Here is a 23,043-nt window from a genome sequence, read left to right as displayed (position 1 = left end):
TTAGTTTGCCTTTGTACGGATACGCCCGGCCCAATCTTCAACCCGGAGCATGAGATCGGCGACGTCAATGCGGGTTAGCCGGCCGTCCTGTAATTGTGGTACGCCGTTAATCCAGCTGTGGCTTACTGATCGACCATGGTTGCTGTAGACGAGGTGCGAAGCCGGATCGTAAACCGGCTGCAAAAACGGGTCACTCAGGTCAATGGCAATGATGTCTGCCAGCTTGCCCTCAACCAGTGATCCGAGTTCGTGGTCCCGCCCCAGGGCCCGGGCTCCGTTGATGGTTGCCATTTCCAGAGCCTTGTGGGCAGACAACGCCGAGGCATCACCGGCTACTACTTTGGCCACCATGGCAGCGGTGCGAAGTTCTCCGAACAGATCCAGGTCGTTGTTGCTGGCGGCGCCGTCAGTGCCAATCGCAACATTAATCCCGTTGTCCAGAAGGTCCTGCACCGGGCAAAGGCCGCTGGCCAATTTCAGGTTCGATTCCGGACAGTGAATGACATGGGCTCCCGATTGTTTCAGCAGGTTCACATCGCTTTCATCGATCTGCGTCATGTGCACGCACTGGGTCTCCGGGCGAAGTACGCCGAGGTCTGCCAGTCTGGCCGTCGGGCGCTGGCCACCTTTTTCAATGGCCTCGGTTACTTCAAAGGCAGTTTCGTGCAGATGTACCTGGATGACGGCACCGGTTTTTTCCGATAGCCGTACCGCTTCAGCCATCGGGCCGTCGGAAACCGTGTAGGGGGCATGGGGGCCAATGGCCGGCATGATGTAGCCGTCGGTCTTCCAGGTGTCTATAAAGTCGGCACCTTTGCTCAGATACTCGTCCGGACCGGCACCCCAGGGTGTCGGGAAATCCAGCAGCGGAAAACAGATCTGGGCGCGCATGCCCGCATCATGGGCGACCTGTGCAGCGATCTCCGGAAAGAAATACATGTCCGAGAACGTGGTGGTTCCGGTGCGCAGCATTTCTGCCATGGCCAGTTGCGTGCCATCGGCAATGAACTGTTCGCTGATAAAGCGACCTTCGGCCGGCCAGATGTGATCATTCAACCAGGTCATGAGCGGCAGATCATCCGCCATCCCCCGAAACAGTGTCATGGCCGCGTGGCCGTGCATATTGATCAAGCCGGGCATGACAACATGGTGGGGAAGATCGACAGTTTCGCGGGTTCGGAACGTCTGGTCCGCCTGCTCCTGAGGGATAACGGCGACCAGGCTGCTCCCCTGAATTATGACGGCGTGATTCTCAAGCACTGTGCCTGCTGGTTCAATTGGAATCAGCCAGCGCGCGTTGATGCGGATATCGGCTGCGGTGATGGTATCTGCCGTCATTCATTCCTGCCTTACAGCGCTTGGTGCGACCCTGCCGCACCTTGAAAATGTAGCCCGGAAGTATAACCGTTATACTGGCAGTTTTCAGCGCTGAAAAACCGGAGCAGTTTTCTATGGCAACCACCCCGAAACCCTCTTCTGAACGCGGCTTTGGTACCGTTGCAATACGCTGGCATGGCAGCAGTCTCGAATTGCTGGACCAACGTCTGCTGCCCGGGGAGGAACACTGGATCACCCTGGAGGGCGCTGCGGGTGTGGCGCAAAGCATCCGGGACATGGTGGTTCGTGGCGCTCCGGCGATCGGCATCAGCGCAGCCTACGGGGTGGCCCTGGCAGCCAGGCATGCCGGCGGTGGCGACTGGAAAGCTGAAATCAAACAATCCATTCGTGAGCTGGCGGCATCACGGCCCACGGCGGTGAACCTGTTCTGGGCGTTGCAACGGATGGAACGGGTCTTCCACGACTGTCACTCTCTCGACGAAGCGGAGAAACGTTTGGCCAATGAGGCCGAGGCAATCCATGAAGAAGATCTGGCTGCCAATTTTGCCATGGCGGACCATGCCCTGGAATTCATCGGTGCAGAGAAACCGCTTTCGGTGTTGACCCACTGCAACACCGGTGCACTTGCCACCGGTGGCTACGGCACGGCTCTGGGCGTTGTTCGACGGCTGCACGAGGAAAAACTGTTGAAAGACGTCTATGCCGATGAAACCCGACCCTGGCTTCAGGGTGGCCGGCTAACGGCCTGGGAACTCTCTCGGGACGGCATTCCTGTCACTTTGAACGCGGATGGCGCTGCGGCAGCAATATTGGCTCGTAACGATGTCCGTTGGGTCATTGTCGGCGCCGACCGCATCACCGCCAATGGCGATGTGGTTAACAAGATTGGCACCTACAGTCTTGCGGTGCTGGCCAGGCATCATAAAGTGGGCTTCATGGTGGTGGCACCGTCGAGCACCGTGGATATGGCTCTGGAGTCAGGCGCGGATGTTCCCATAGAAGAACGGGACGGGATTGAGGTGCGGGAAATCCGGGGTATTCCTCTGGCGCCGGAAGGCGTCAATGTGTTCAACCCGGTTTTTGATGTGACACCGGCCAACCTTATCGACGCCATCGTTACTGAAAAGGGCGTCGTGCATAACCCGAATATTACCGGTATGAGAGCACTATTTGGTTGAAGACGGGCCGCCCGCCTGCCGCTTCTTTCGGACGGGGGATTTCTCGGGTCTGGATGGCCCTTCGGGGTGTTTGTCCTCGTAGACAGCCTGAAGTTCGGCCACCTCCCGTTCCTGTTCTTCGATAAAGTGCAGGGACATCTCAAAGCTCTGGCGGGTGAACTCCAGCACTTTCTGGAAGCCCTCATCCGAGAGCGTCCGTGCGTCGTCATGCCGGCGGAAGATGTTGATGAATTCGCGTTCCCGCTCGAACTGCAGGGGGAGTTTCGCCACACCCCAGTCATTCAGAATCTGCCAGACTTCCGGGTTGTAGTTGCGCGTGGTGCGCATGATAAAAGGGATTGGATCATTCCGGGCAATGAGAGCCGCGAGACGCAGAATCAGCTCGAAGGAGAGAGTGGAGGTGCCATTCTCAATGGCCTCGAGAACCGACTTGTCCCGCAGGTTCAGGGCCTCGCTCATTTCCGACAAGGTTAGACCGGCCACTTCCCGGATGTCCTTCAGGGACTGACCCGCCGTGAGCATCGCCCGCAACTGATCCTGGGAATTCATCAGGGCCCGACCAACCCGAAGTGACGTATCTGTGGCCTTCACCCCGAACCGGAGCGCTGACCCGGTGAGGCTGGCCAGGCGGTCGATAAGACCTTCCGGCGTCCGTTCCTGGGTTACCGGTTTTTCCAGCCCTTCCACCTGCTCCAGCGAGCGCATGGCATGCAGCGCATCCAGAAGCATGTCCTGGAGCATTCGCGCTTTCTGGCGGCTATCCTGCCCGCTGGTGTCCTTTTCAGTCATGGGCCTGAAGGCATCCGCTTACCGGGTTACCGCGGAGGCCGGAGCCTGTGCGGCGAACTGTTGCGGGTCCAGGATGGACGCCATGCGGTTATCCAGGTCCAGCATGTCAGCCATGATATGGCCACCTTCACGAATCACGAAATCCAGTTCTTCGTCGGTGGAATCCAGGTCAGCTGCCTGTTGGTCCTGCCAGTCTTCGAGGGCTTCAAGGGAATCGAATGGTGGCTGCCCTTTCAGTTCCCGCCTGGCATTCGCAATTGTCAGACGCGTGCGCTCAATTTGTTCGTGTTCGGCACGACGCTCTTCCAGATTAAGGCTGACGCTGTCCGTGGCGCGCTGCTTGGTGAGGAAGTCGATTTCCTGCTGCAACAGACTGAATTCAGGGTTGGTTGAGAATCGCTCTTCGTGTCGCTTGCGAAGCTCATCAATAATACCGCTGAAATCAAAGTAACGCGTGTGCGGCACGGCTTCGATCTGGTCCCAGGGCAGGGCATGGTCGAGGGCGTCCTCACCGATGCGGGTCTTGTCGATGCGGGATGGAATCTCGATATCCGGAATCACCCCTTTGTGCTGGGTGGAGCCGCCTGATACCCGATAGAACTTCGACTGGGTGATCTTGAGTTGGCCATGGTTCAGCGGACGCACCGCCTGAACGGTACCTTTGCCGAAGGTCTGGGAACCAACGACCAGCCCCCTGCCATAGTCCTGGACGGCGCCGGCGAAAATTTCGGACGCTGACGCGCTCATACGGTTGGTGAGTACCACCAGCGGGCCATCATAGGCGACCGAAGGGTCCTCATCGTTCAGTACCTGCACATCGTTATTGGCATTGCGGATCTGAACAGTGGGGCCTTTATCGATAAACAGCCCTACCAGATCGTTGGCCTCGTGCAGGGCGCCACCACCATTGTTGCGCAAATCCATGACCAGTCCATCAACGCCCTCGGCTTCGAGTTCCGCGATGAGGTTACGAACGTCCCGGGTTGTACTCTTGTAGTTTGGGTCTCCGGCCTGCATGGCCTGGAAATCGGCATAGAACGTGGGGATGGTGATTACGCCAATCGTGTATTCCTTGCCGCCGCGCTCAATCCGGATGGTGTCCTTGCTGGCGCTCTGTTCTTCCAGTTTCACCTCATCCCGCTTGATGGCAATAGTTTCGGTGATGGTCTCGTCAGACGCGTTAGCCGGAATGACTTCCAGGGTGACAGTCGAGTTCCTCGGCCCGCGAATCAGATCCACAACTTCGTCCAGCCGCCAACCGATCACGTTCACCGGTTTTTCACCTTCCTGTGCCACCGAGACTATGCGGTCTGCGGGCTCAAGCTGACCTTGCTTGGACGCCGGTCCGCCGGGCACCAGTCTCACTACCTTGGTGTATTCGTTATCTGACTGAAGGACCGCTCCAATGCCTTCCAGGGAAAGGCTCATGTTGATGTTGAAGTTCTCGGAGGTGCGCGGTGAAAAGTAGGATGTGTGCGGATCCCACATTCCGGTAAACGCATTCATGTAGGCCTGGAAAGCATCTTCGCTTCTGGCCTGGTACGCGCGCTTGAGCTGACCTTCGTAGCGCCGGCGCAGAGTTTCAACGATGGCCTCATCGTCGGCGCCGTTCAGTCGCTGTGCCAATACTGCGTTTTTGATGCGTTTTACCCACAGTTCGTCCAGCGCCTTGGCATCCGCCTCCCAGTCCGCTTCTGAGCGGTCCACCAGAATGCTCTCGTTGGCCGAGAAGTCCAGCGAGTCTATGCCGTTGTCGATGATTGCCAGTGCAAACTGCAGACGCTCGATAATCCGTTGCTGAACAAGGTTGTAGATATCAAAGCCCGGCTGGAGCTGGCCGGTTTTCAGGGCAGAGCCCAACTGGGTCCGGATTTTGTCGAATTTCGCAATGTCGTCTTGTGACAGGTAGATTCGCTGGCCGTCCAGATAGTCCAGGTAGGCATCAAACACGTCGCCAGACAATTCGTCGCTGATTCCAAGGTCGCGGAAATGCGTAAACTGCAGCTGACGGGCAATCAGAATGTTAGCGCGCGCCTGATCGATCGTCGGCGCAACCGGCTCGTAGACAGCTGGGGTTTCAACCTTGGCATGCAGTCCCAGTGGCGTCGACAGTAGCAAGGCTACAGCCATTGCCTTGCACACCCCGGATCGACCAGTTCCGGCCAGGGTGCGACGAGCCATAATTCTTTCCGCGATGGTCATAAATGCGTACCTGACGGTGTGGGGAGCCCCTCGGCTTTCGGAGGGAGTGTCTACCCGTGACTTATAAATTTATTGTAGGCAAGCACTACACCCGATGCCATAGGCAGGGCGTATCGGTTCGTGACAATCTGTCCATGAAGGCGCCAGGTTGGTAACCGGATGATGGTCGATTGCGTAGGTCTTTGATTGGTAGGGGTGCCGGGCGGAAGCGCATCCCGCCCGGCAATGAGTCAGCAGGGTTTGATCAGGCGAACGTTGTGTTGGTTTCCGCCTTTTCCTGCAGCAGTCTGGGCGGTGCAAAGCGCTCACCATAGGTTTTGGCGAGCTCTGATGCCCGTTCCGTGAACGCTCTCACTCCGTATTGATTGATGAACTGGATGGCGCCACCGGTCCAGGGCGCATAGCCAATGCCGAAGATGCTGCCGATGTTGGCGTCTTCCACCGTGCGCAATACGCCTTCCTCGAGGCAGCGCACCGTTTCAATGGCCTGAATGAACAGTATCCGGTCCTTCAGCTCCTGCAGTTCGACTGCCCGAGCCTTGCCGCTATCCACGAACAGGTTTTCCAGTTCCGGCCAAAGGTGTTTTTTGCCACTGGCGGGGTAGTCGTAGAACCCGGCGCCCGAGGCTTTGCCTTTGCGCCCGTGCTCGTTGACCATGGCATCAATCACCGCCTCAGCCGGGTGGGGGTTCCAGGTGCCGCCTGCCGCCTCGGTGTCTTTCTTGCTCTGGTCCCGGATGTGCTGCATAAGGGTCATGCTGACTTCGTCCGAGATCGCCAGAGGTCCCACCGGCATGCCGGCCAGTAGTCCTGCATTCTCAATGCTGGATGGGTGGATGCCTTCGCCCAGCATGCAGATGCCTTCATTGACAAAGGTGCCAAAAACCCGGGAAGTGAAGAATCCCCGGCTGTCATTCACCACCACCGGGATCTTGCCGATCTGCTGAACGTAGTCGAACGAGCGTGCCAGCGTTTCATCAGAGGTTTTCTCGCCGACGATGATTTCCACCAGTTGCATCTTGTCTACCGGTGAGAAGAAATGCAGGCCAATAAAGTTCTCGGCGTTCGCGGAGGCCTCGGCGAGTTGGGTGATGGGGATAGTGGACGTGTTGGAGGCGAAGATTCCGTTGTTTACCAGCTTCGGTTCAGCTTCCTGGGTTACCCTGGCTTTCAGTTCGCTGTCTTCAAAGACGGCTTCGATTACCAGATCGCAGCCTTCCAGATCATCCGCAGAATCCGTGGCTTTGATGCGCCCGAGGATCTCTGCCTTCTGCGTTTCGCTCATCCGGCCACGGCTGACTTTCTTGGCCAGCAATTTCTCGGAGTAGCTCTTGCCTTTTTCGGCGTTCTCCACGGAGACATCTTTCAACACCACGTCGATTCCCCGCGTGGCTGTGGAATAGGCAATACCTGCGCCCATCATGCCGGCGCCAAGCACGCCAACCTTGCGGAAGGTTTCTTTCTCGACGCCATCGGGCCGGCTGCCGCCCGCCTTGATGGCGTTCAGCTGGAACCAGAAGGTGCCGGTCATGTTCTTGGCGACCTGGCCGATCACCAGCTCGGCAAAATACCGGGTCTCGATCAGGCTACCGTTGTCGAAATCCACCTGGGCTCCCTCGACGGCCGCGGAGAGAATGCGTTCAGGCGCCGGGTAGCAGCCTTTGGTTTTCTGCTTCAGCATGGCCGGTGCGATGGCCAGTTTCTGGGCCATGGCGGGATGGTGAGGCGCCCCGCCAGGAAACTTGAAGCCTTTCTGGTCCCACGGCTGATGACACTTGGGATTGGCATCGATGAATGCCCGGGCCTTGGTGATCATGTCGTCGGCAGAATCGGCCAGTTCGTCGACAATGCCAGCCTTAAGTGCGGCTTCGGGGTTCACCTTTTTGCCTTCCATCAGAAACGGGAAGGCTGCCTCCAGGCCAATCATCCGGGGCAGTCGCTGGGTTCCGCCACCGCCGGGAAGCAGGCCCAGCGTCACCTCCGGCAAGCCCAGTTGAATGCTGACGTCGTCAATCGCCACGCGATGGTGGCAGGCCAGGGCGATCTCCAGACCACCGCCCAGGGCAGAGCCGTTGATAGCGGCCACCACGGGTTTGCCGGTGGTTTCGAGGAAGCGCATGTGGGCTTTCAGGCCGTTGACCATGTCCTCAAAGGTTTTGGCGTCGGCCTGTGTGACCTTGTGCAGCTCTGTCAGATCGCCGCCGGCAAAGAAGGTTTTTTTGGCTGAGGTAATGATCACGCCGCGGATGTTGTCCAGGTCATCTTTTACTTTCGCTGCCGTCTCCGAGAGGGCGTCCCGGAAAGTGGCATTCATGGTGTTGGCGGACTGGCCCGGCATGTCGATGGTGAGGGTCAGGATCTGATCTGAACCCAGTTCGTAACGGATGGCACTCATAATCGGTTCTCCTGGAAAAGTGGACGGGTTCAGACGCGCTCAATGATGGTGGCAATGCCCATGCCGCCACCAACGCAGAGGGTAGCCAGGCCGTAGCGCAGTTCACGCCGCTCCAGCTCATCCAGCAAGGTGCCAAGAATCATGGCGCCGGTGGCACCCAGCGGATGGCCCATGGCGATGGCGCCGCCGTTCACGTTCACTTTTTCGTCGGGAACCGAGAGTTCCCGCTGGAAGCGCATCACCACGGACGCGAAGGCCTCGTTCACTTCAAACAGGTCAATCTGGTCGGCGGTCATGCCCGCTTTTTCCAGCGCTTTGCGCGCCGCCGGCGCCGGACCGGTGAGCATGATGGTTGGATCGGTGCTGGTGACGGCTGTGGCAACGATGCGGGCGCGAGGTGTCAGGCCCATGGCCTTGCCCTTGGCTTCGCTGCCGATCAGCATGGCGGTGGCGCCGTCGACAATGCCGGAGGAGTTACCGGCGTGATGCACGTGGTTGATCTTCTCAACGTAGTGGTACTTCTCCCGGGCGACACCGTCGAAGCCCATTTCGCCCATCATCTGAAAGGAGGGTTTGAGGCCACCCAGGCTCTCCAGCGTCGTGTTGCCGCGCACATGCTCGTCACGGTCGAGGATCACGACACCGTTCTGATCCGTGACGGGAACAATGGATTTTGCAAAGTAGCCGTTCTGCCATGCATTGGCGGCCTTCTGCTGGGATTTCACCGCAAAGCCATCGACATCTTCACGGCTGAAGCCCTCGAGTGTGGCAATAAGGTCCGCGCCGATACCCTGGGGCATGAAACCGGTATGCAGGTTGGTTTCCGGGTCCGTGGCCCAGGCTCCCCCGTCAGAGCCCATGGGTACCCGCGACATGGCCTCCACGCCACCAGCAACCACCATGTCCTCCCAACCGGAGCGTACTTTCATGGCGGCCAGGTTAACGGCTTCAAGCCCGGACGCGCAGAAACGATTTAGCGTAACGCCGGCCACTTTTTCATCCCAGTCGGCCGCCAGAGCGGCTGTCTTGGCGATGTCCGCACCCTGGTCGCCAACGGCGGTCACGCAGCCCATTACGATGTCATCCACCTGGGCGGTGTCCAGGCTGTTCCTCTCCTGCAGCGCGTGGAGCACTGTGGTCAACAGCGTGATGGGTTTGACGCTGTGAAGTGATCCGTCTTTTTTTCCACGCCCTCTGGGGGTGCGGACTGCATCGAAGATATACGCCTCGGTGGTCATTGCTTGTCCTCTGGTCATATTGTTTTCGGAATTGATTTACCGATGACACAACCATAGCCCGTTGCGACCAGGGGGCGTAATGACGCGGGCTGCCAATCGCATTGGCGAAATTGCTCAGGAACCATGACAAGGCGGGAGGTGGCTTCTATGGTGTTAGAAACCGCAGACGAATTCAGGAGGCGAAAGCCATGTCGCTGCGAGATGCGATCGACAACTTTTACGAACGACTGGTGGTGGATGCCATTGAGGCAACGCGGGAGGAGTCCGACACGGCGGATTATCTTACCGATGTGATGTGCGTGGCCCTGAACCGCCTTCCAACGCGGTATTATCGGCATTCAATCGATATGATGTTCTACCTGGCCGACGAAGAACTCAAGGGGATGAAACAGAAATCCCTGGCCGCCGTTAAGGAGGCCAGGGACTTTGTCAGAGAGCACCAGCGGGAATAAACCGCCGGGTGCTTCAGGCCTGGTTCAGGTTGGCAAGGGCCTTGTTCAGGCGCTCGGCCAGCTCTGTGTTTGCGTCTTTGCCGATTCCGGCCAGGCACCAGCTCGCGAGCAGCTTTTCCACGTCCTGCATTTGATCATTGCCGTTGTCGGCGGATCCCATGCCATCAGCGAGGCGCCGTACCTGTATTTCCATGCGGCGCTGCTGGTCGGTTTCGGGTGAGGGGACGCCGCACAGAATTTCCGCCCGTATCACCAGCTCGGCCGGATCACTGGCGTCTGAGGCATCCGCCAGCGCGGCCCAGTGTTTGGGCACGGAATCATTGGCGGTTTCACCCGTTGTGGCAGCCATTACAAGAGACTGCCACGATGCCATTTTTGCCCGAAGCTTCAGCTCGGAAAGCGCCTTGTTCAGCCGCTGCTTTTTCTGCTGAACCTGCTCTCTGACGCCCTTGGACAGGTTTGACTCGTCGATTCCACGAAGCGTCGCCAGGGCCGCCGTTACTGACTCCTCATGACTGTCTGAGGATGCCTCGGCAACCTGCTCCAGAGCCGCCTGCGCTGACTCGTCGGCGGCCCGCGATGCCTGCTGCTGTTCTGTGCGCTCGGCATCGCGGCGGGCAAAAATCTGGTCGCAGGCCTTGCGGAAAGCCTGCCATAGTTTGCGGTCTTCCCTGTGACGGGTAATGCCGATCGCCTGCCAGTCCCCCTGCAGGGCCTTGGCCTGATTCATGGCCTCCTGGAGCGGTTCGTGGTCAACCAGTGCCTCGGCCTTTTCGACAATCGCCTGTTTCAGTGCTTCGTTTTTCCGGCGCTCCTCATCGAGTGGCGCCTCAAGCTTCTTGAGCAGTTCATCGAAGCGTTTCTGGACGGCACGATTGTCCCGGAATTCCACGGGCCACGCTTCCTTCCACTCTTGGCGCGCTGTCTGGTGGATTCGCTCTGCGGCTTTCCAGTCGATCGATGACCAGTCAGCATTGTTGAGGAAACTCTCAAGTTGCTCGCAAATGGCGGATCGCTTCTCCAGATTGGCCTGTTTAAGGCCGGACTTCGCAGAAAAGTAGGCTTTGCAAGGCTCATAGGCCTTGTCGGAGGCAGCTTTGAACCGGGACCAGAGGTTGCGGTCTGAAGAGCCGCCCAGATCGCGCCACTCATTCTGCAGTTCCTTGATTCGCTCCGCCTTGGCTTCTGGATCCATGGGTTGTTCTGCCAGGTATTCCATTTGCTCGCATAGGGCAATCTGCTTTGGCTGGGTGGCAAAGCCCTGCCAGTCCGAGAGTTCTCTCAATTGTCCGTTAAGGAGTTGCACCCGGGCCTGATAGGGTTTGGCGTGGCGCTGGTCCAAATCACGTAAATGTTGCTGGGCGGTTTTGAACAGCTGCTTCGATTCCTTGAGTTGCTTGGCCTCAAGTGCCGCTTCGAGCTTTTCGAGATCGTTCTCAAGGCGCTTCGCCAGGGCCCTCTGCTGCTCCTGGTCAACACGGGGCTGGGGCTTTGACCTGGGCTTACCGGCCAGCTTTCGCAAGGGCTCAAGCAGCGTGGGAGTGGGGTAGCCTTCCGGCCAGTTGATTTCCGCGATCAGGGTTTTTGCCTGCGCGCGCTGTTCTTCAGTAGCGTCGTCTTCCCCCTCTACCAAAGTGCCGAGTTCGACAATGGCGTCCCGGTCCTGAGTGATCCGACGGATCGAACCGAGGTAATTGCGCAGTGCCAGCATGGCTGTTTCGTAGGACTTCTGTTCCTGCTTGTCCACGGCAGTATCCCGGGTCGCTTCCAGCCAGCGGTTTTCCTGGGTTTTCTGCAATGCATCCAGAGAGGCGAGTGAGGGCAGGGTCTCTGGCGGTTGGGCCTTGAGCTCATCCATTGTGCGGGTAAGCAGGTCGAGCGTTTCCTGGCGCTGTTGCTGCTGATCTCGCTGGCGCTTTTCCTCCTCCGCTGCAGATTGCAGGGTCGCAATGCGTTCTTTGCACTGGTGCACCGCTTCCAGGAATGCTTGCGCCTGTTCCGGGGTTGCGTGTTCTTCCACCTCTGTCCATTGTTTCAGCAGGGCATCAAGCCGGGCCTCGTAAAGTTTGGTGTCGTCGCTTTTTGCCTGGTCCCGCGCGTGACGTATCAAGGTGGCAATGGTCTGGCTGATGCTGTCCAGTCGAGCCTGTTCTTCACGGCGTTGCTGAAGGGCCGATTTAACGGTTTGGTAGACCCCTTTGTCCCGGCCTTTGGCCTGTTTCTGTACTGCCTGGAGACTGGCTTCGTCGGTCAGTCTGCCGGCTGCGGTCTGTCGGATATCCGCTGTGACACCTTCCATCGCGAGTTTGGCCAGGAGACTTTGCGACGGAGAGCCCTCAAGGGCTTTAAGCTGTTCTTCTCTCTGGCTGGCCCGGGTATCCTCCTGTTCGACAGGCTCGGGCTGTACAGCTTTTCGTTGCTTAGGCGCTGCCTCGGGTGTCTTGCGGGATCTGAACAGTTTCTGGATGAACGCAGCCATAAAAGTATCCTTGGGTGTTGAAACCAGTTCACGGTGTCGGGCAAAGTTGGACCGCCACCGGCCATCGGCCTCCGGTTCGGAAGGCCGGGTAGTTTGACTGGCCAGCCTGGGAGGCTGATCAGTCGGAAAATTTCGCGGCTAGTCTAGCGTTTTGTGTGCGTATGCGGAAAGGGTCTGTATGGCAAAACAGGAAAATCAGGGCGATCAGGAATATAAGGCCCGGGCAACAGCGCTAAGATTGCTTGCCAGAAGGGAGCATAGCCGCTTTGAGCTGAGTCTGAAACTGCGTCAGAGAAAGGTGTCGGGAGACATTATTGACGCTGTTCTGGATGACTATGAGAAAGAAGGCTGGCTCGATGATGACCGGTTTGCCGACGTTTATGCCCGCCAGAGAATGGATCTTGGTTATGGACCGCTCAGGATTCTGGGGGAACTTCAGCAACGAGGGGTGAATCGGACTCCGGAGTGCGTTGATGAAATGACTGAGGAAGATTGGTGTGAACGGGCTGTTGCCATCCGGGACAAACGGTTTGGGCTGGCGGATCTCAGTGAAGACTGGGATGAAAAAGTGCGTCAGGCGCGTTTTCTGAATCGTCGGGGTTATTCCGCTAGCCAGGTTGAAAGGGCACTGGAAGCCCGTGCCGACTAAACCACTTCGGGGAAACGCTTCAAAGGGTCGGGGGGATCATTCCCAGCTCTGCCGGCAAGCCAGCCCGGAGTTTTTCGTCCGGCTGCAGTCTGTCTGAAAGAACTCCGGCTTTTTGGCTTTCCTCCATCTGTACGATTTGCGCTTCCTGGTCTGGCGCAGGCGTCGCGGGTTCGTTGAGTCGGGCCAGGACATCGTAATAACGCCGGATATTCTGAACGTAGATGACTGGCTCGTGGCCGCGGGCATAGCCAAAGCGGGTCTTGGTATACCACTCCTTCTCAGCCAGCAGCGGCAGGAATTCCTTCACATCCATCCACCGGTCCGGGTCTTTTCCTGCACCTTCCGTCAGGCGACGGGCGTCCTCAAGGTGGCCAAATCCCACGTTGTAAGAGGCGAGGGCGAACCAGGTACGGTCTGGTTCGGGGATACGTTCGGGAATCTTCTCATGCACGATCCGGAAATACTTGGCACCGCCCTGGATGCTTTCCTCTGCATCCAACCGGTTGTTGATCCCGATGTGGCTGGCTGTGTTCCGCGTCAGCATCATCAGACCGCGGACGCCGGTGGGGGATACCGCGTTGGGACGCCAGTGGGATTCCTGGTAACCGATGGCCGCAAGAAGCCGCCAGTCCATTTCGAATTCCCTGGCATAGTCCCGAAACAGCGATTCGTACTTGGGCAAGCGGTTTTCGACGTGGTGCATGAAGGTGCGGGCGCCGACATAATTGAGTCGGTCCAGGTGCCCATAGAAGCGTTCGGCAATCTGGGCCAGGGTGCCGTCGGCCTCCAGGGTTTCGATGAATTGCCGGGCGGCTTTTGCCAGGGAGTCATCTTGCGCCGACGGGAAAAACCAGGCCAGTTCGCCAGGTTCGCCCACCGCAAATGCCTCCTTGACCATTGGATAAAACACGTGGTTCAGATCAAGTTCGTTGGAGGAAACCATCGCATATGGAAATTCGCCGCTCTCGACCCGGGACAGAATCCCAGCAGCGTCCAGCCCGGGGTGCACTTGCCACTGAAGCTCCGAGATTTCTTCCCGGGCCTGATTCAGGCGATGTTCATGATTGCTGTCAGCCACCACGTGGAGGGGTTTTCCGGCCAGGTCTGCCAGTGATTCAGGGCGCTCCATTTCCCGGTTATAAACCAGTATCGATTGTGCGTTGATGCCGGTAGCCACGGTATGGTGCTGGCCGACCGCTTCCGGCTGGCTGGAGAGTCCCAGCATGCCCAGGTGGGCGTAGTTCTTCTCCAGCACTGACAGAATTTCGGTATTGTCCTCGGCGACCCGGATCCGGAGTTTCACGCCCAGCTCGTTGGCGAACAGTTTGGCCAGTTCATAGTCGTAACCGGTTGGGCCGTCCTCACTTTCCACATAGATAGAAGGTGCCGTACGGGTAATGACATGCAGCACACCCTCCTCCCGAATTTCCTGGAGAGTGCTGGGCTGTGAACATCCGGTCAATGTCAGGGCCGCGCCAAGGAGGCAAGCTATCTTGGCGGATGCGCCTGTAAATGCAGCAAAAATTCTGGGCAAGTCCCGAGTCTCCGTCACGGCTGGATCATCTGGTTGCTTTACCGATGGCGGCTTGGCAACCCTCGCTATCCTGAGTGTGGAAATCCGTTCCACATTGCCAATGATCCTTGGTGGTGGATGTCCGGTCAATAAATCTGGTTAATTAATATGCAAAACAATGTCAATTGTGCGGTCGGGGATTAACGCTTCAAGCGCTGTATCCCGAACCCGCTTTCGAGTATCATGGCGGCCTTTCAAATTGCACCCAGACTTCCCCGTTTCGCGCGATACAGGTTGATATCATGCTTGAACTTCGCGGCGCACCCGCGCTCTCGCCATTCCGTTCCCGCAAACTGCATTCCCGGATTCAGGATATCGTGCCTGAAGTCGAACACGTTTATGCAGAGTTCATGCACTTTGTCGATCTGGAGGCGGACCTCTCCGACGCAGAGCAGGCTATTCTGGACCGGCTACTGACCTATGGCCCGAGTGTGCCGGTGGAAGAGCCGGACGGGGTGCTCTTTCTGGTGGTTCCGCGCCCGGGAACCCTGTCACCCTGGTCAAGCAAGGCAACGGACATTGCCCGAAATTGCGGCCTTCGTCAGATACACCGAATCGAGCGGGGCACGGCTTATTACATTCGTTCCGGTCGGAAGCTGGGGCTTGAACAGCGCGAGAAGATCGCAGCACTGCTGCATGACCGCATGACCCAGAAGGTCTTCCATGAAATGGGCGGTGCGGAGTTGTTGTTCAGTCATGAAGAACCGCGCCTCCTTGGTCGGGTTCCCGTTCTGGCGGGTGGCCGCGATGCGCTGGTTGAGGCGAACTCACGCCTGGGGTTGGCGCTCGCCGAAGATGAAATCGACTACCTGGTGAAGTCTTTCACGGATCTTGAAAGGGATCCGACCGATGTTGAGCTCATGATGTTTGCACAGGCGAACTCCGAGCACTGTCGACACAAGATATTCAATGCGTCCTGGGATATTGACGGCGAAGGTCAGGAAAAATCTTTGTTCGCCATGATCCGCAATACCTTCGAAATGAACAGCGAGGGCGTTCTCTCGGCGTACAAGGATAACGCCTCTGTTATCCGGGGCAGCCGGGGTGGCCGCTTCTTCCCGGATCCGGAGACTGGGGTCTACGGGTACAACGAGGAAGATATCCATATCCTCATGAAGGTAGAGACCCACAATCACCCCACGGCGATTGCCCCGGCGGCCGGCGCGGCGACAGGTTCCGGCGGCGAGATTCGCGATGAGGGCGCAACCGGGCGGGGCTCCAAGCCCAAGGCCGGTCTGACCGGTTTTACAGTCTCCAACCTGAACCTGCCGGACGACCCCCAGCCCTGGGAAATCAATTATGGCAAACCGGAGCGGATTGCTTCAGCTCTGGATATCATGATCGAGGGCCCGATTGGCGGTGCGGCGTTCAACAACGAATTCGGCCGTCCCAATCTGGCCGGCTATTTCCGGACCTTTGAAGAGAAAGTGCCGGGTGCCGCTGGCGAGGAAGTACGCGGTTACCACAAGCCGATCATGATTGCCGGCGGTCTCGGCAACATTCGTGAAGAGCACGTGGAGAAGGGCAATATCCCGGTGGGTGCCAAACTCATCGTGCTGGGTGGGCCCTCGATGCTGATTGGCCTCGGTGGCGGGGCGGCCTCGTCCATGGATTCGGGTTCCAGTAATGAAAACCTGGACTTCGCGTCGGTGCAGCGGGATAACCCGGAGATGGAGCGTCGCTGCCAGGAAGTGATCGACCGTTGCTGGCAGATGGGGGACCAGAACCCGATCGCGTTTATCCACGATGTGGGTGCCGGCGGTCTTTCCAACGCCATGCCGGAGCTCGTGAAGGATGGCGGCCGCGGCGGCAAATTCGAGCTTCGCGACATTCCCAGTGACGAACCAGGCATGTCACCGCTGGAGATCTGGTGTAACGAATCCCAGGAACGGTATGTCATGGCTGTGGCTCCGGAAAATCTGGAGGGGTTCGATGCCCTTTGCCGCCGTGAGCGTTGCCCTTATGCGGTGATTGGTGAAGCGACAGAGGCTCATCATCTTGAGCTGGGTGATTCCTATTTTGATGACAAGCCGGTGGACCTGCCGATGGAAGTGCTGTTTGGCAAGCCGCCTCGCATGCACCGGAGTGTCAGTCGCGCGTCCTTTACCAAGCCCATATTCGACTCCACCAAAATCGACCTGGACGATGCCATTCGCCGTGTTCTGCGTCTACCATCGGTTGGTTCCAAGAGCTTTTTGATCACCATCGGTGACCGGACCATTACCGGCCTGGTAGCACGGGACCAGATGGTTGGGCCCTGGCAGGTCCCGGTTGCCGATGTCGCCGTTACCGCTACGTCCTTCGATGTCCGGACGGGAGAGGCTATGGCCATGGGCGAGCGAACGCCGGTTGCAACGATTGATGCCCCGGCGTCCGGCCGCATGGCTGTTGGTGAAGTCATTACCAATATGGCCGCCGCGCCGATCGGTAAATTGTCGGATATACGGTTGTCGGCGAACTGGATGGCAGCTGCCGGACACCCGGGCGAAGATGAAAATCTCTATGAGACGGTTCGCGCGGTAGGCATGGAGCTGTGCCCGGAACTTGGAATCACGATTCCGGTGGGCAAGGACTCCATGTCCATGAAGACCATGTGGGAAGAAGACAACGGCGAGCAGAAGAGCGTAACCGCACCGCTTTCACTGATCGTTAGTGGCTTTGCCCCGGTAACCGATGTTGCCAGAACGCTGACACCCCAATTGGTTCAGGATGCTGGTGAGACCGATTTGATCCTGGTGGATCTTGCCGCGGGCCAGAACCGCCTGGGTGGTTCGGCTCTGGCTCAGGTTTACCGTCAGGTCGGCGCCGTGGCACCGGACCTGGATGATCCAGAGGACATCAAGGCTTTCTTTGCGGTGATCCAGGGTCTTAACTCTGACGATAAGCTGTTGGCTTATCATGACCGTTCCGATGGTGGCCTGTTCGTCACATTGGCCGAAATGTGCTTTGCCGGCCACTGTGGCGTTGATATCAAGCTGGACGGCTTGGCTGAGGATCGCAGTCAGTTTGCCAGGGAACTGTTTAACGAAGAGCTGGGTGCGGTCATCCAGGTGCGCAGGGAAGACACGGGCTTTGTTCTGCAGCAGTTCTCTGCCGCGGGTCTGGGTGATTACATCAGCGTGATTGGCAGCCCGAACGACACCGACAGTCTTCGCCTCACTTTCGAGGGTGGCATCGTTGTGGATGAACCTCGTGTAGAGCTTCAGCGTCTTTGGGCAGAAACCAGTTACCGAGTTCAGTCTCTGCGGGATAACGCCGATTGTGCCCGTGAAGAATTCGATAATCTGTTGGATGTGGAAGATCCGGGCCTTCATGCCGAGCTTACCTACGACATCAACGAAGATGTGGCGGCCCCCTATATCAACAAAGGCATCCGACCGAAGGTTGCGGTTCTGCGAGAGCAGGGCGTGAATGGCCAGGTCGAAATGGCTGCTGCCTTTGATCGCGCCGGTTTCGATTCTGTCGACGTGCATATGAGCGATTTGCTCTCCGGTCGGGTTACGCTGGATGGTTTCAATAGCCTGGTTGCCTGTGGCGGCTTCTCATACGGCGACGTTTTGGGCGCTGGTGAAGGTTGGGCCAAATCGATTCTCTTCAGTGATCGCGTCAGGGACCAGTTCGCGGCATTCTTCAATCGCCAGGACACTTTGGCGCTGGGCGTGTGCAATGGCTGTCAGATGCTGTCTAATCTGCACGAACTGATTCCCGGCAGCGAGGGCTGGCCTCGTTTTGTCCGCAACCAATCGGAACAGTTTGAAGCAAGGCTGGTCATGGCTGAGGTGATGCCGTCGCCTTCTGCGTTCATGGATGGCATGGCCGGGTCCCGTATGCCGATTGCGGTAGCTCATGGCGAAGGCAGGGTTGAATTTGCCAGCGGCACTTCCGCAGAGGCGCTCTCCGAGAACGAGCTCGTGGCTCTGCGCTACGTGGATAACCGGGGGCAGGCAACGGTTCGTTACCCCTATAACCCGAACGGATCGGAAGCCGGAATTACCGGTGTTACCACTCGCGATGGCAGGGTTACCATCATGATGCCGCATCCCGAGCGGGTGTTCCGAGCTGTTCAGCATTCCTGGCGGCCGTCAGAATGGCAGGAGGACGGTTCCTGGATTCGCATGTTCCGAAATGCGAGACGCTGGTTCGGTTAATCCTCAGCGTCAGGAAGAGCCGGTTTTGGATGCGTTCAACATGAGCGTTCACTCCAAAGCCGGCTTTTTTATTGGCTGCCCCGTTTCCGGGCGTTTTTCAAGGGAAAAAATTGGCGAAATTGGCAAAAATCCCCTTGACTCAGTATTTTTATGCACATTGCTGGTGCCTTCTTGTTTGTTCTGTGCACAAAGACCGGGAAATCGGTTCAACTTTTGCGCAAAATTCATAACCTATTGAAAAGTAAAGATTAAATGAATCGGGTGATTTTGTCGCCAATTTAACGAAAGTGCAGTGATTACGGGGTTTGGGGCCGTGTTCCCAAAAACTTTCCCCAGAGTTATCCACAGAATCTGTGGGTAAGTGTCTAAGCTATTAATCTGTACAAAAAATATCCGATCCGGAGGAGGGTTTGCTATGTACAAGCTGTGTTATTTCGTTCCGGAAACCCACGTAGAGCAAACCAAGCAGGCCTTGTTTGATGCCGGAGCTGGCCGTATCGGCGATTACGATTGCTGTGCCTGGCAATGTCTAGGACAGGGCCAGTTTCGTCCGCTTGAGGGAAGCGACCCGTTTCTTGGCAAAGCCGGTGCGATTGAAGCGGTAGACGAGTACAAGGTTGAGCTGGTCTGTGCCGATGAGCTGATTCGGGAGGCCCTCGCAGCGCTCAAACGGGCTCATCCCTACGAGGAGCCCGCTTACGAGGTTTATCGGATGGCGGAGTTATAGTTTGCGGCGTTATTTGCGGTCTTTTGCCATGGGGTGGCGTATGTCGCTCACATGGACGTCGAAAGATTCGCGCCTGTAGTCGGCCAGGAACAGCTCGAGGGTTCGCTTCACGGTTGGAAATGAGATCTCCTCCCAGGGAATCTCGTCGAGGCCGAAAAGCCTGGATTCCAGGGACTCTTCACCGGCGCCGAATTGCCCGTTCTTCAGGGTGGCTCGGTAGAACATATGAACCTGATTGATGTGTGGCACATCGATAATCGAATAGAGCCCCTCAATGTTTACTTCAGCGAGAGCCTCCTCCATGGTTTCACGCTCGGCGGCTTCAATGGTGGTTTCTGCGTTCTCCATGAATCCAGCGGGCAGCGTCCAGTAGCCATAGCGCGGTTCGATCGCTCTTCGGCACAGCAGTATCTGCCCCTCCCATACGGGAACGGTTCCGGCGACAATGCGCGGGTTCTGGTAATGTATGGTATCGCAGCTTACACAGACATAGCGGTGCCGGTTATCGCCATCGGGGATGCGTTGTTCAACCGGCTCACCGCATGTGCTGCAGTACTTCATGATTTTCCCCGTATACTGAATTGGTTTGGTAGTCAGTTTAACGATCCCGGCTGCCTCTGTCTCATCCAACCTCCGGATGTAACGTGGAGACGAACATTGCGTGATTTACTTGCCGAGCGACTCGCCGGCTATGCGCCACGGCAGCTGGCGCTGGATTATCCCGAGGCCGGGATACTGGTTCCGGTGACCGATGATCACCGAAACCCTGAAATGATCTTTACGCTCAGGTCTGAAAATCTGTCCACCCATCGCGGACAGGTAGCTTACCCTGGCGGTAAGCGGGATCCCGGGGACCCATCTCTTGCAGCAACTGCGTTGCGTGAAACCCACGAGGAAATTGGGCTGCCGCCGGAGCAGGTCCAGATTATTGCGCCGCTCAGCCAGGTGATGTCCCGCTATGGAATTCTGGTTACTCCTTACGTCGGTGTCATTCCCGGGGATCATCCTCTGGAGCCGAATCCTAACGAGATCGAAAGTGTATTTCGAGTGCCTCTCTCCTTTTTTCTGGAGGACCAGCGAGAGCGCACGGATGCTCTGAACTTTCTCAACCATACCTTTTACGTTCCGTGTTATCGGTGGGAACATTACGAAATCTGGGGGCTGTCGGCCGTGGTTCTGGTTGATTTCCTGAACGCTGTGTACGATGCCGGAATTGACTTGCTTGAACCGCCTGAAGGAGGCTGACATGTTTTACCAGTTGAATGACCGAACGCCGGAATTGTCGGGTGAGGGGCACTTCGTAGCTGACAATGCGTCGGTGATAGGCAATGTGAGGCTCATGGATAATGCCAGCGTCTGGTTTAACGCCGTTATCCGCGGGGACAATGAGTTGATTACCATTGGGCCGGAAACGAATATCCAGGATGGCTCAGTTCTGCACACCGACCCGGGTATGCCGCTTACGCTTGGAAGGGGCGTAACGGTCGGCCACAAGGTCATGCTTCACGGCTGTGAGATCGGAGACTATTCGTTGATTGGCATCAACGCGGTTGTACTTAATGGAGCGAAGATCGGCAAGCATTGCCTGATTGGTGCCAACGCCCTCATTCCAGAGGGAATGGAGGTACCGGATGGTTCCATGGTTGTTGGCTCTCCCGGCAAGATCAAGCGGGAGCTGAACGACAACCAGAAAAAGATGCTCGAAATGAGCGCGCAACACTACGTGCGGAACGCGGCCCGCTATGTCGATGAACTCAAGCCCTGCGAGCCGAAGAAATGAGTGTCGCTGATAAAGTGCGTTCACCCTGCGTGAGCATCTGTGCACTGGATGAGAATGATGTCTGTGTCGGGTGTCATCGGAGCGGGGACGAAATCACCCGCTGGACCCGAATGGATAACGAAGAACGTCGCGAGGTGCTACGAAAGGTGTCGGAGCGAGAAAAGAGATCCCTGATTCACGGCTAATAGAGGTGCTGGCAGATCATGACTGACTCAGTTCGAATTGGTACTCCCCTCAAAGGTAATGCTTTCAGGGTTCTGTTTTGTGGATCCGGTGAGCTCGGAAAAGAAGTTGTTCTCGAGTTGCAGCGCTATGGCGTTGAAGTGATCGCGGTCGACCGTTATGCCGATGCGCCTGCCATGCAGGTGGCCCATCGAAGTCACGTCATCGATATGTTGGATGGCGCCAGCCTGCGCCGCGTCATCGAGCAGGAAAAGCCAAATCTGATTGTTCCTGAGATTGAAGCCATAGCAACGCCGGAACTGGTTAAGTTGGAAGAGGAGGGGTACCACGTTATCCCAACCGCCAGAGCGGTGAACCTCACAATGAATCGTGAGGGAATTCGTCGCCTTGCGGCCGAAGAGCTCGGATTGCCAACCTCACCATACCGCTTTGCAGGTTCCCGGGAGGAGTATCTTGCTGCCGTTCAGGAAATCGGCCTGCCACTGGTCGTTAAGCCGGTGATGAGCTCCTCGGGAAAAGGGCAAAGTACGGTCAAGATCGAAGATGATATTGAGGCCGCGTGGGAATATGCGCAATCTGGCGGGCGAGCCGGCAAGGGAAGGGTGATCGTTGAGGGTTTCGTGGACTTTGATTATGAGATAACTCTTCTGACCGTAAAGCACCGGGATGGAGTTTCGTTTTGTGAGCCCATAGGGCATCGTCAGGAAGACGGAGACTACCGTGAGTCGTGGCAACCGCAGCCGATGGCGCCGCTGGCCTATGAGCGCTCGGCTGAAGTTGCCCGTGCTGTGGTGGAAAATCTCGGCGGATATGGCATCTATGGCGTCGAGCTATTCGTTAAAGAGGATAACGTCTGGTTCTCTGAGGTATCGCCACGCCCTCATGATACCGGGTTGGTAACCCTTGTTTCCCAGGACCTTTCCGAGTTTGCACTACACGCGCGGGCGATCCTGGGTCTGCCGATCCCCTCGATACGTCAGACCGGCCCGTCAGCTTCGGCGGTGATTCTCCCCGAGGGGGATTCAGCAGAAGTCTCTTATACAGGGTTGGAGTCCGCGCTATCGGAGCCGGATACCCAGTTGCGCCTGTTCGGAAAGCCAGAGCTAAAAGGGCGTCGTCGAATGGGGGTTGCGCTTGCGAAGGGTGCCTCAATAGAAGAGGCGCGGAAAAAGGCGCGCGATGCTGCGCAATCGGTTATCGTTGAATTATGAATCTTTCTTGGAATTGGGTGTCAAAAATCGGCTTGGTGAGGTTTTTCGAAAAAAATTCGAAGCAAGCGTTGACACCTCCTGAGAGGTCTGTAGAATGCGCACCACTTCTGAGGGACAAGCCACTCACGGCGGTCTTCCGAAGCGATGCAACTGTTTGAAAGTATTGAAGAAAACGAGTTTTAAAATTCTTCAAATAAACGGTTGACAAGGTGGCGGAACGATGTAGAATACGCGGCCTTGATTGAGCAACAGCTCAAACGCTCTTTAAAAAGTTGACCAAGTAATTCGTGTGGGCGCTGGCCGAGGTATTTCGGATATGAAATATCAGGACAGTGACTCGTCGAAATTGAGTTTTGTCTTGAGCATGATTTTGAAACCTTCGGGTTTCAGTATGATTTAAACTGAAGAGTTTGATCATGGCTCAGATTGAACGCTGGCGGCAGGCTTAACACATGCAAGTCGAGCGGTAACAGGGGTAGCTTGCTACCCGCTGACGAGCGGCGGACGGGTGAGTAATGCATAGGAAACTGCCCAGTAGTGGGGGATAGCCCGGGGAAACCCGGATTAATACCGCGTACGCCCTTCGGGGGAAAGCAGGGGATCTTCGGACCTTGCGCTATTGGATGTGCCTATGTCGGATTAGCTAGTTGGTGGGGTAAAGGCCTACCAAGGCGACGATCCGTAGCTGGTCTGAGAGGATG

The 23,043-nt window shown here is 57.2% G+C and carries 17 protein-coding genes and 1 rRNA gene; 10 read left to right on the top strand and 8 right to left on the bottom strand.

The window, feature by feature from the left end; all coding sequences use genetic code 11:
- On the bottom strand, positions 1-1,338 hold the full coding sequence (locus WA411_RS15250; protein WP_291907964.1) for a TRZ/ATZ family hydrolase: 1,338 nt from the start codon (positions 1,336-1,338) through the stop codon (positions 1-3).
- A gap of 113 nt (positions 1,339-1,451) precedes the next feature.
- On the opposite strand from WA411_RS15250, the gene mtnA reads away from it, so the two are divergent.
- Positions 1,452-2,516, top strand: a complete 1,065-nt coding sequence (gene mtnA, locus WA411_RS15245; protein ID WP_291907963.1) for an S-methyl-5-thioribose-1-phosphate isomerase — start codon at positions 1,452-1,454, stop codon at positions 2,514-2,516.
- On the opposite strand, the gene WA411_RS15240 is transcribed toward mtnA, so the two are convergent.
- The 4 genes from WA411_RS15240 to WA411_RS15225 all read right to left on the bottom strand — a co-directional run bounded on the left by WA411_RS15240 (position 2,505) and on the right by WA411_RS15225 (position 9,140).
- Positions 2,505-3,305 (bottom strand): helix-turn-helix domain-containing protein, encoded by an 801-nt coding sequence (locus WA411_RS15240; RefSeq protein WP_291907962.1) that lies wholly within the window; start codon positions 3,303-3,305, stop codon positions 2,505-2,507. The two genes, mtnA and WA411_RS15240, sit on opposite strands and share 12 nt — an antisense overlap.
- A gap of 18 nt (positions 3,306-3,323) precedes the next feature.
- Positions 3,324-5,507: a carboxy terminal-processing peptidase gene (locus WA411_RS15235; RefSeq protein WP_291907961.1), complete on the bottom strand. Its 2,184-nt coding sequence runs from the start codon at positions 5,505-5,507 to the stop codon at positions 3,324-3,326.
- Positions 5,508-5,751: 244 nt separating this feature from the next.
- Complete coding sequence (locus tag WA411_RS15230) at positions 5,752-7,902, bottom strand: 3-hydroxyacyl-CoA dehydrogenase NAD-binding domain-containing protein (RefSeq protein WP_291907960.1); 2,151 nt, start codon at positions 7,900-7,902, stop codon at positions 5,752-5,754.
- Positions 7,903-7,931: 29 nt separating this feature from the next.
- Complete coding sequence (locus tag WA411_RS15225) at positions 7,932-9,140, bottom strand: acetyl-CoA C-acetyltransferase (RefSeq protein WP_136631861.1); 1,209 nt, start codon at positions 9,138-9,140, stop codon at positions 7,932-7,934.
- Between the two features lie 188 nt (positions 9,141-9,328).
- On the opposite strand from WA411_RS15225, the gene WA411_RS15220 reads away from it, so the two are divergent.
- Positions 9,329-9,592 (top strand): late competence development ComFB family protein, encoded by a 264-nt coding sequence (locus WA411_RS15220; RefSeq protein ID WP_291907958.1) that lies wholly within the window; start codon positions 9,329-9,331, stop codon positions 9,590-9,592.
- Positions 9,593-9,605: 13 nt separating this feature from the next.
- On the opposite strand, the gene WA411_RS15215 is transcribed toward WA411_RS15220, so the two are convergent.
- The gene (locus WA411_RS15215; protein ID WP_291907956.1) at positions 9,606-12,071 is read right to left on the bottom strand and encodes a DUF349 domain-containing protein; all 2,466 of its coding nucleotides are present in this window, start codon (positions 12,069-12,071) and stop codon (positions 9,606-9,608) included.
- Positions 12,072-12,249: 178 nt separating this feature from the next.
- Here WA411_RS15215 and WA411_RS15210 point away from each other — a divergent pair, with 178 nt between their 5' ends.
- Positions 12,250-12,720: a regulatory protein RecX gene (locus WA411_RS15210; protein ID WP_291907954.1), complete on the top strand. Its 471-nt coding sequence runs from the start codon at positions 12,250-12,252 to the stop codon at positions 12,718-12,720.
- Between the two features lie 19 nt (positions 12,721-12,739).
- On the opposite strand, the gene mltF is transcribed toward WA411_RS15210, so the two are convergent.
- Complete coding sequence (mltF, locus tag WA411_RS15205) at positions 12,740-14,254, bottom strand: membrane-bound lytic murein transglycosylase MltF (protein ID WP_291907952.1); 1,515 nt, start codon at positions 14,252-14,254, stop codon at positions 12,740-12,742.
- Between the two features lie 281 nt (positions 14,255-14,535).
- On the opposite strand from mltF, the gene purL reads away from it, so the two are divergent.
- A complete protein-coding gene (purL, locus tag WA411_RS15200) occupies positions 14,536-18,441 on the top strand; it encodes a phosphoribosylformylglycinamidine synthase (protein ID WP_291907950.1) in 3,906 nt (1,301 codons plus the stop codon).
- Positions 18,442-18,856: 415 nt separating this feature from the next.
- Positions 18,857-19,168, top strand: coding sequence for a Nif3-like dinuclear metal center hexameric protein (locus WA411_RS15195; RefSeq protein ID WP_222466487.1), 312 nt, complete (start codon positions 18,857-18,859; stop codon positions 19,166-19,168).
- A 9-nt stretch (positions 19,169-19,177) separates the two neighbouring features.
- Here the strand turns inward: WA411_RS15195 and WA411_RS15190 are convergent, their stop codons facing one another.
- Positions 19,178-19,729 (bottom strand): NUDIX hydrolase, encoded by a 552-nt coding sequence (locus tag WA411_RS15190; protein WP_291907946.1) that lies wholly within the window; start codon positions 19,727-19,729, stop codon positions 19,178-19,180.
- Between the two features lie 96 nt (positions 19,730-19,825).
- On the opposite strand from WA411_RS15190, the gene WA411_RS15185 reads away from it, so the two are divergent.
- From WA411_RS15185 to WA411_RS15165, 5 genes are all read left to right on the top strand, one after another.
- Positions 19,826-20,413, top strand: a complete 588-nt coding sequence (locus tag WA411_RS15185) for an NUDIX hydrolase (RefSeq protein WP_291907945.1) — start codon at positions 19,826-19,828, stop codon at positions 20,411-20,413.
- A gap of 1 nt (position 20,414) precedes the next feature.
- Entirely contained in the window at positions 20,415-20,948 is a 534-nt protein-coding gene (locus WA411_RS15180) for a gamma carbonic anhydrase family protein (protein WP_291907943.1), read from the top strand.
- Entirely contained in the window at positions 20,945-21,133 is a 189-nt protein-coding gene (locus WA411_RS15175; RefSeq protein ID WP_083231869.1) for a DUF1289 domain-containing protein, read from the top strand. The genes WA411_RS15180 and WA411_RS15175 overlap by 4 nt, the downstream gene beginning before the upstream one ends.
- 18 nt (positions 21,134-21,151) lie before the next feature.
- Positions 21,152-22,342 (top strand): formate-dependent phosphoribosylglycinamide formyltransferase, encoded by a 1,191-nt coding sequence (gene purT, locus WA411_RS15170; RefSeq protein ID WP_291907941.1) that lies wholly within the window; start codon positions 21,152-21,154, stop codon positions 22,340-22,342.
- Between the two features lie 398 nt (positions 22,343-22,740).
- Positions 22,741-23,043 (top strand): 16S ribosomal RNA (locus WA411_RS15165); the annotation flags it as partial.

This window comes from Marinobacter sp. CH_CUG1437-1 (assembly GCF_037029655.1).
Taxonomy (GTDB): Bacteria; Pseudomonadota; Gammaproteobacteria; order Pseudomonadales; family Oleiphilaceae; genus Marinobacter; species Marinobacter salsuginis.
Note: the sequence above shows the minus strand (reverse complement) of the source record. Positions and strands in the feature narration are given on the sequence as shown.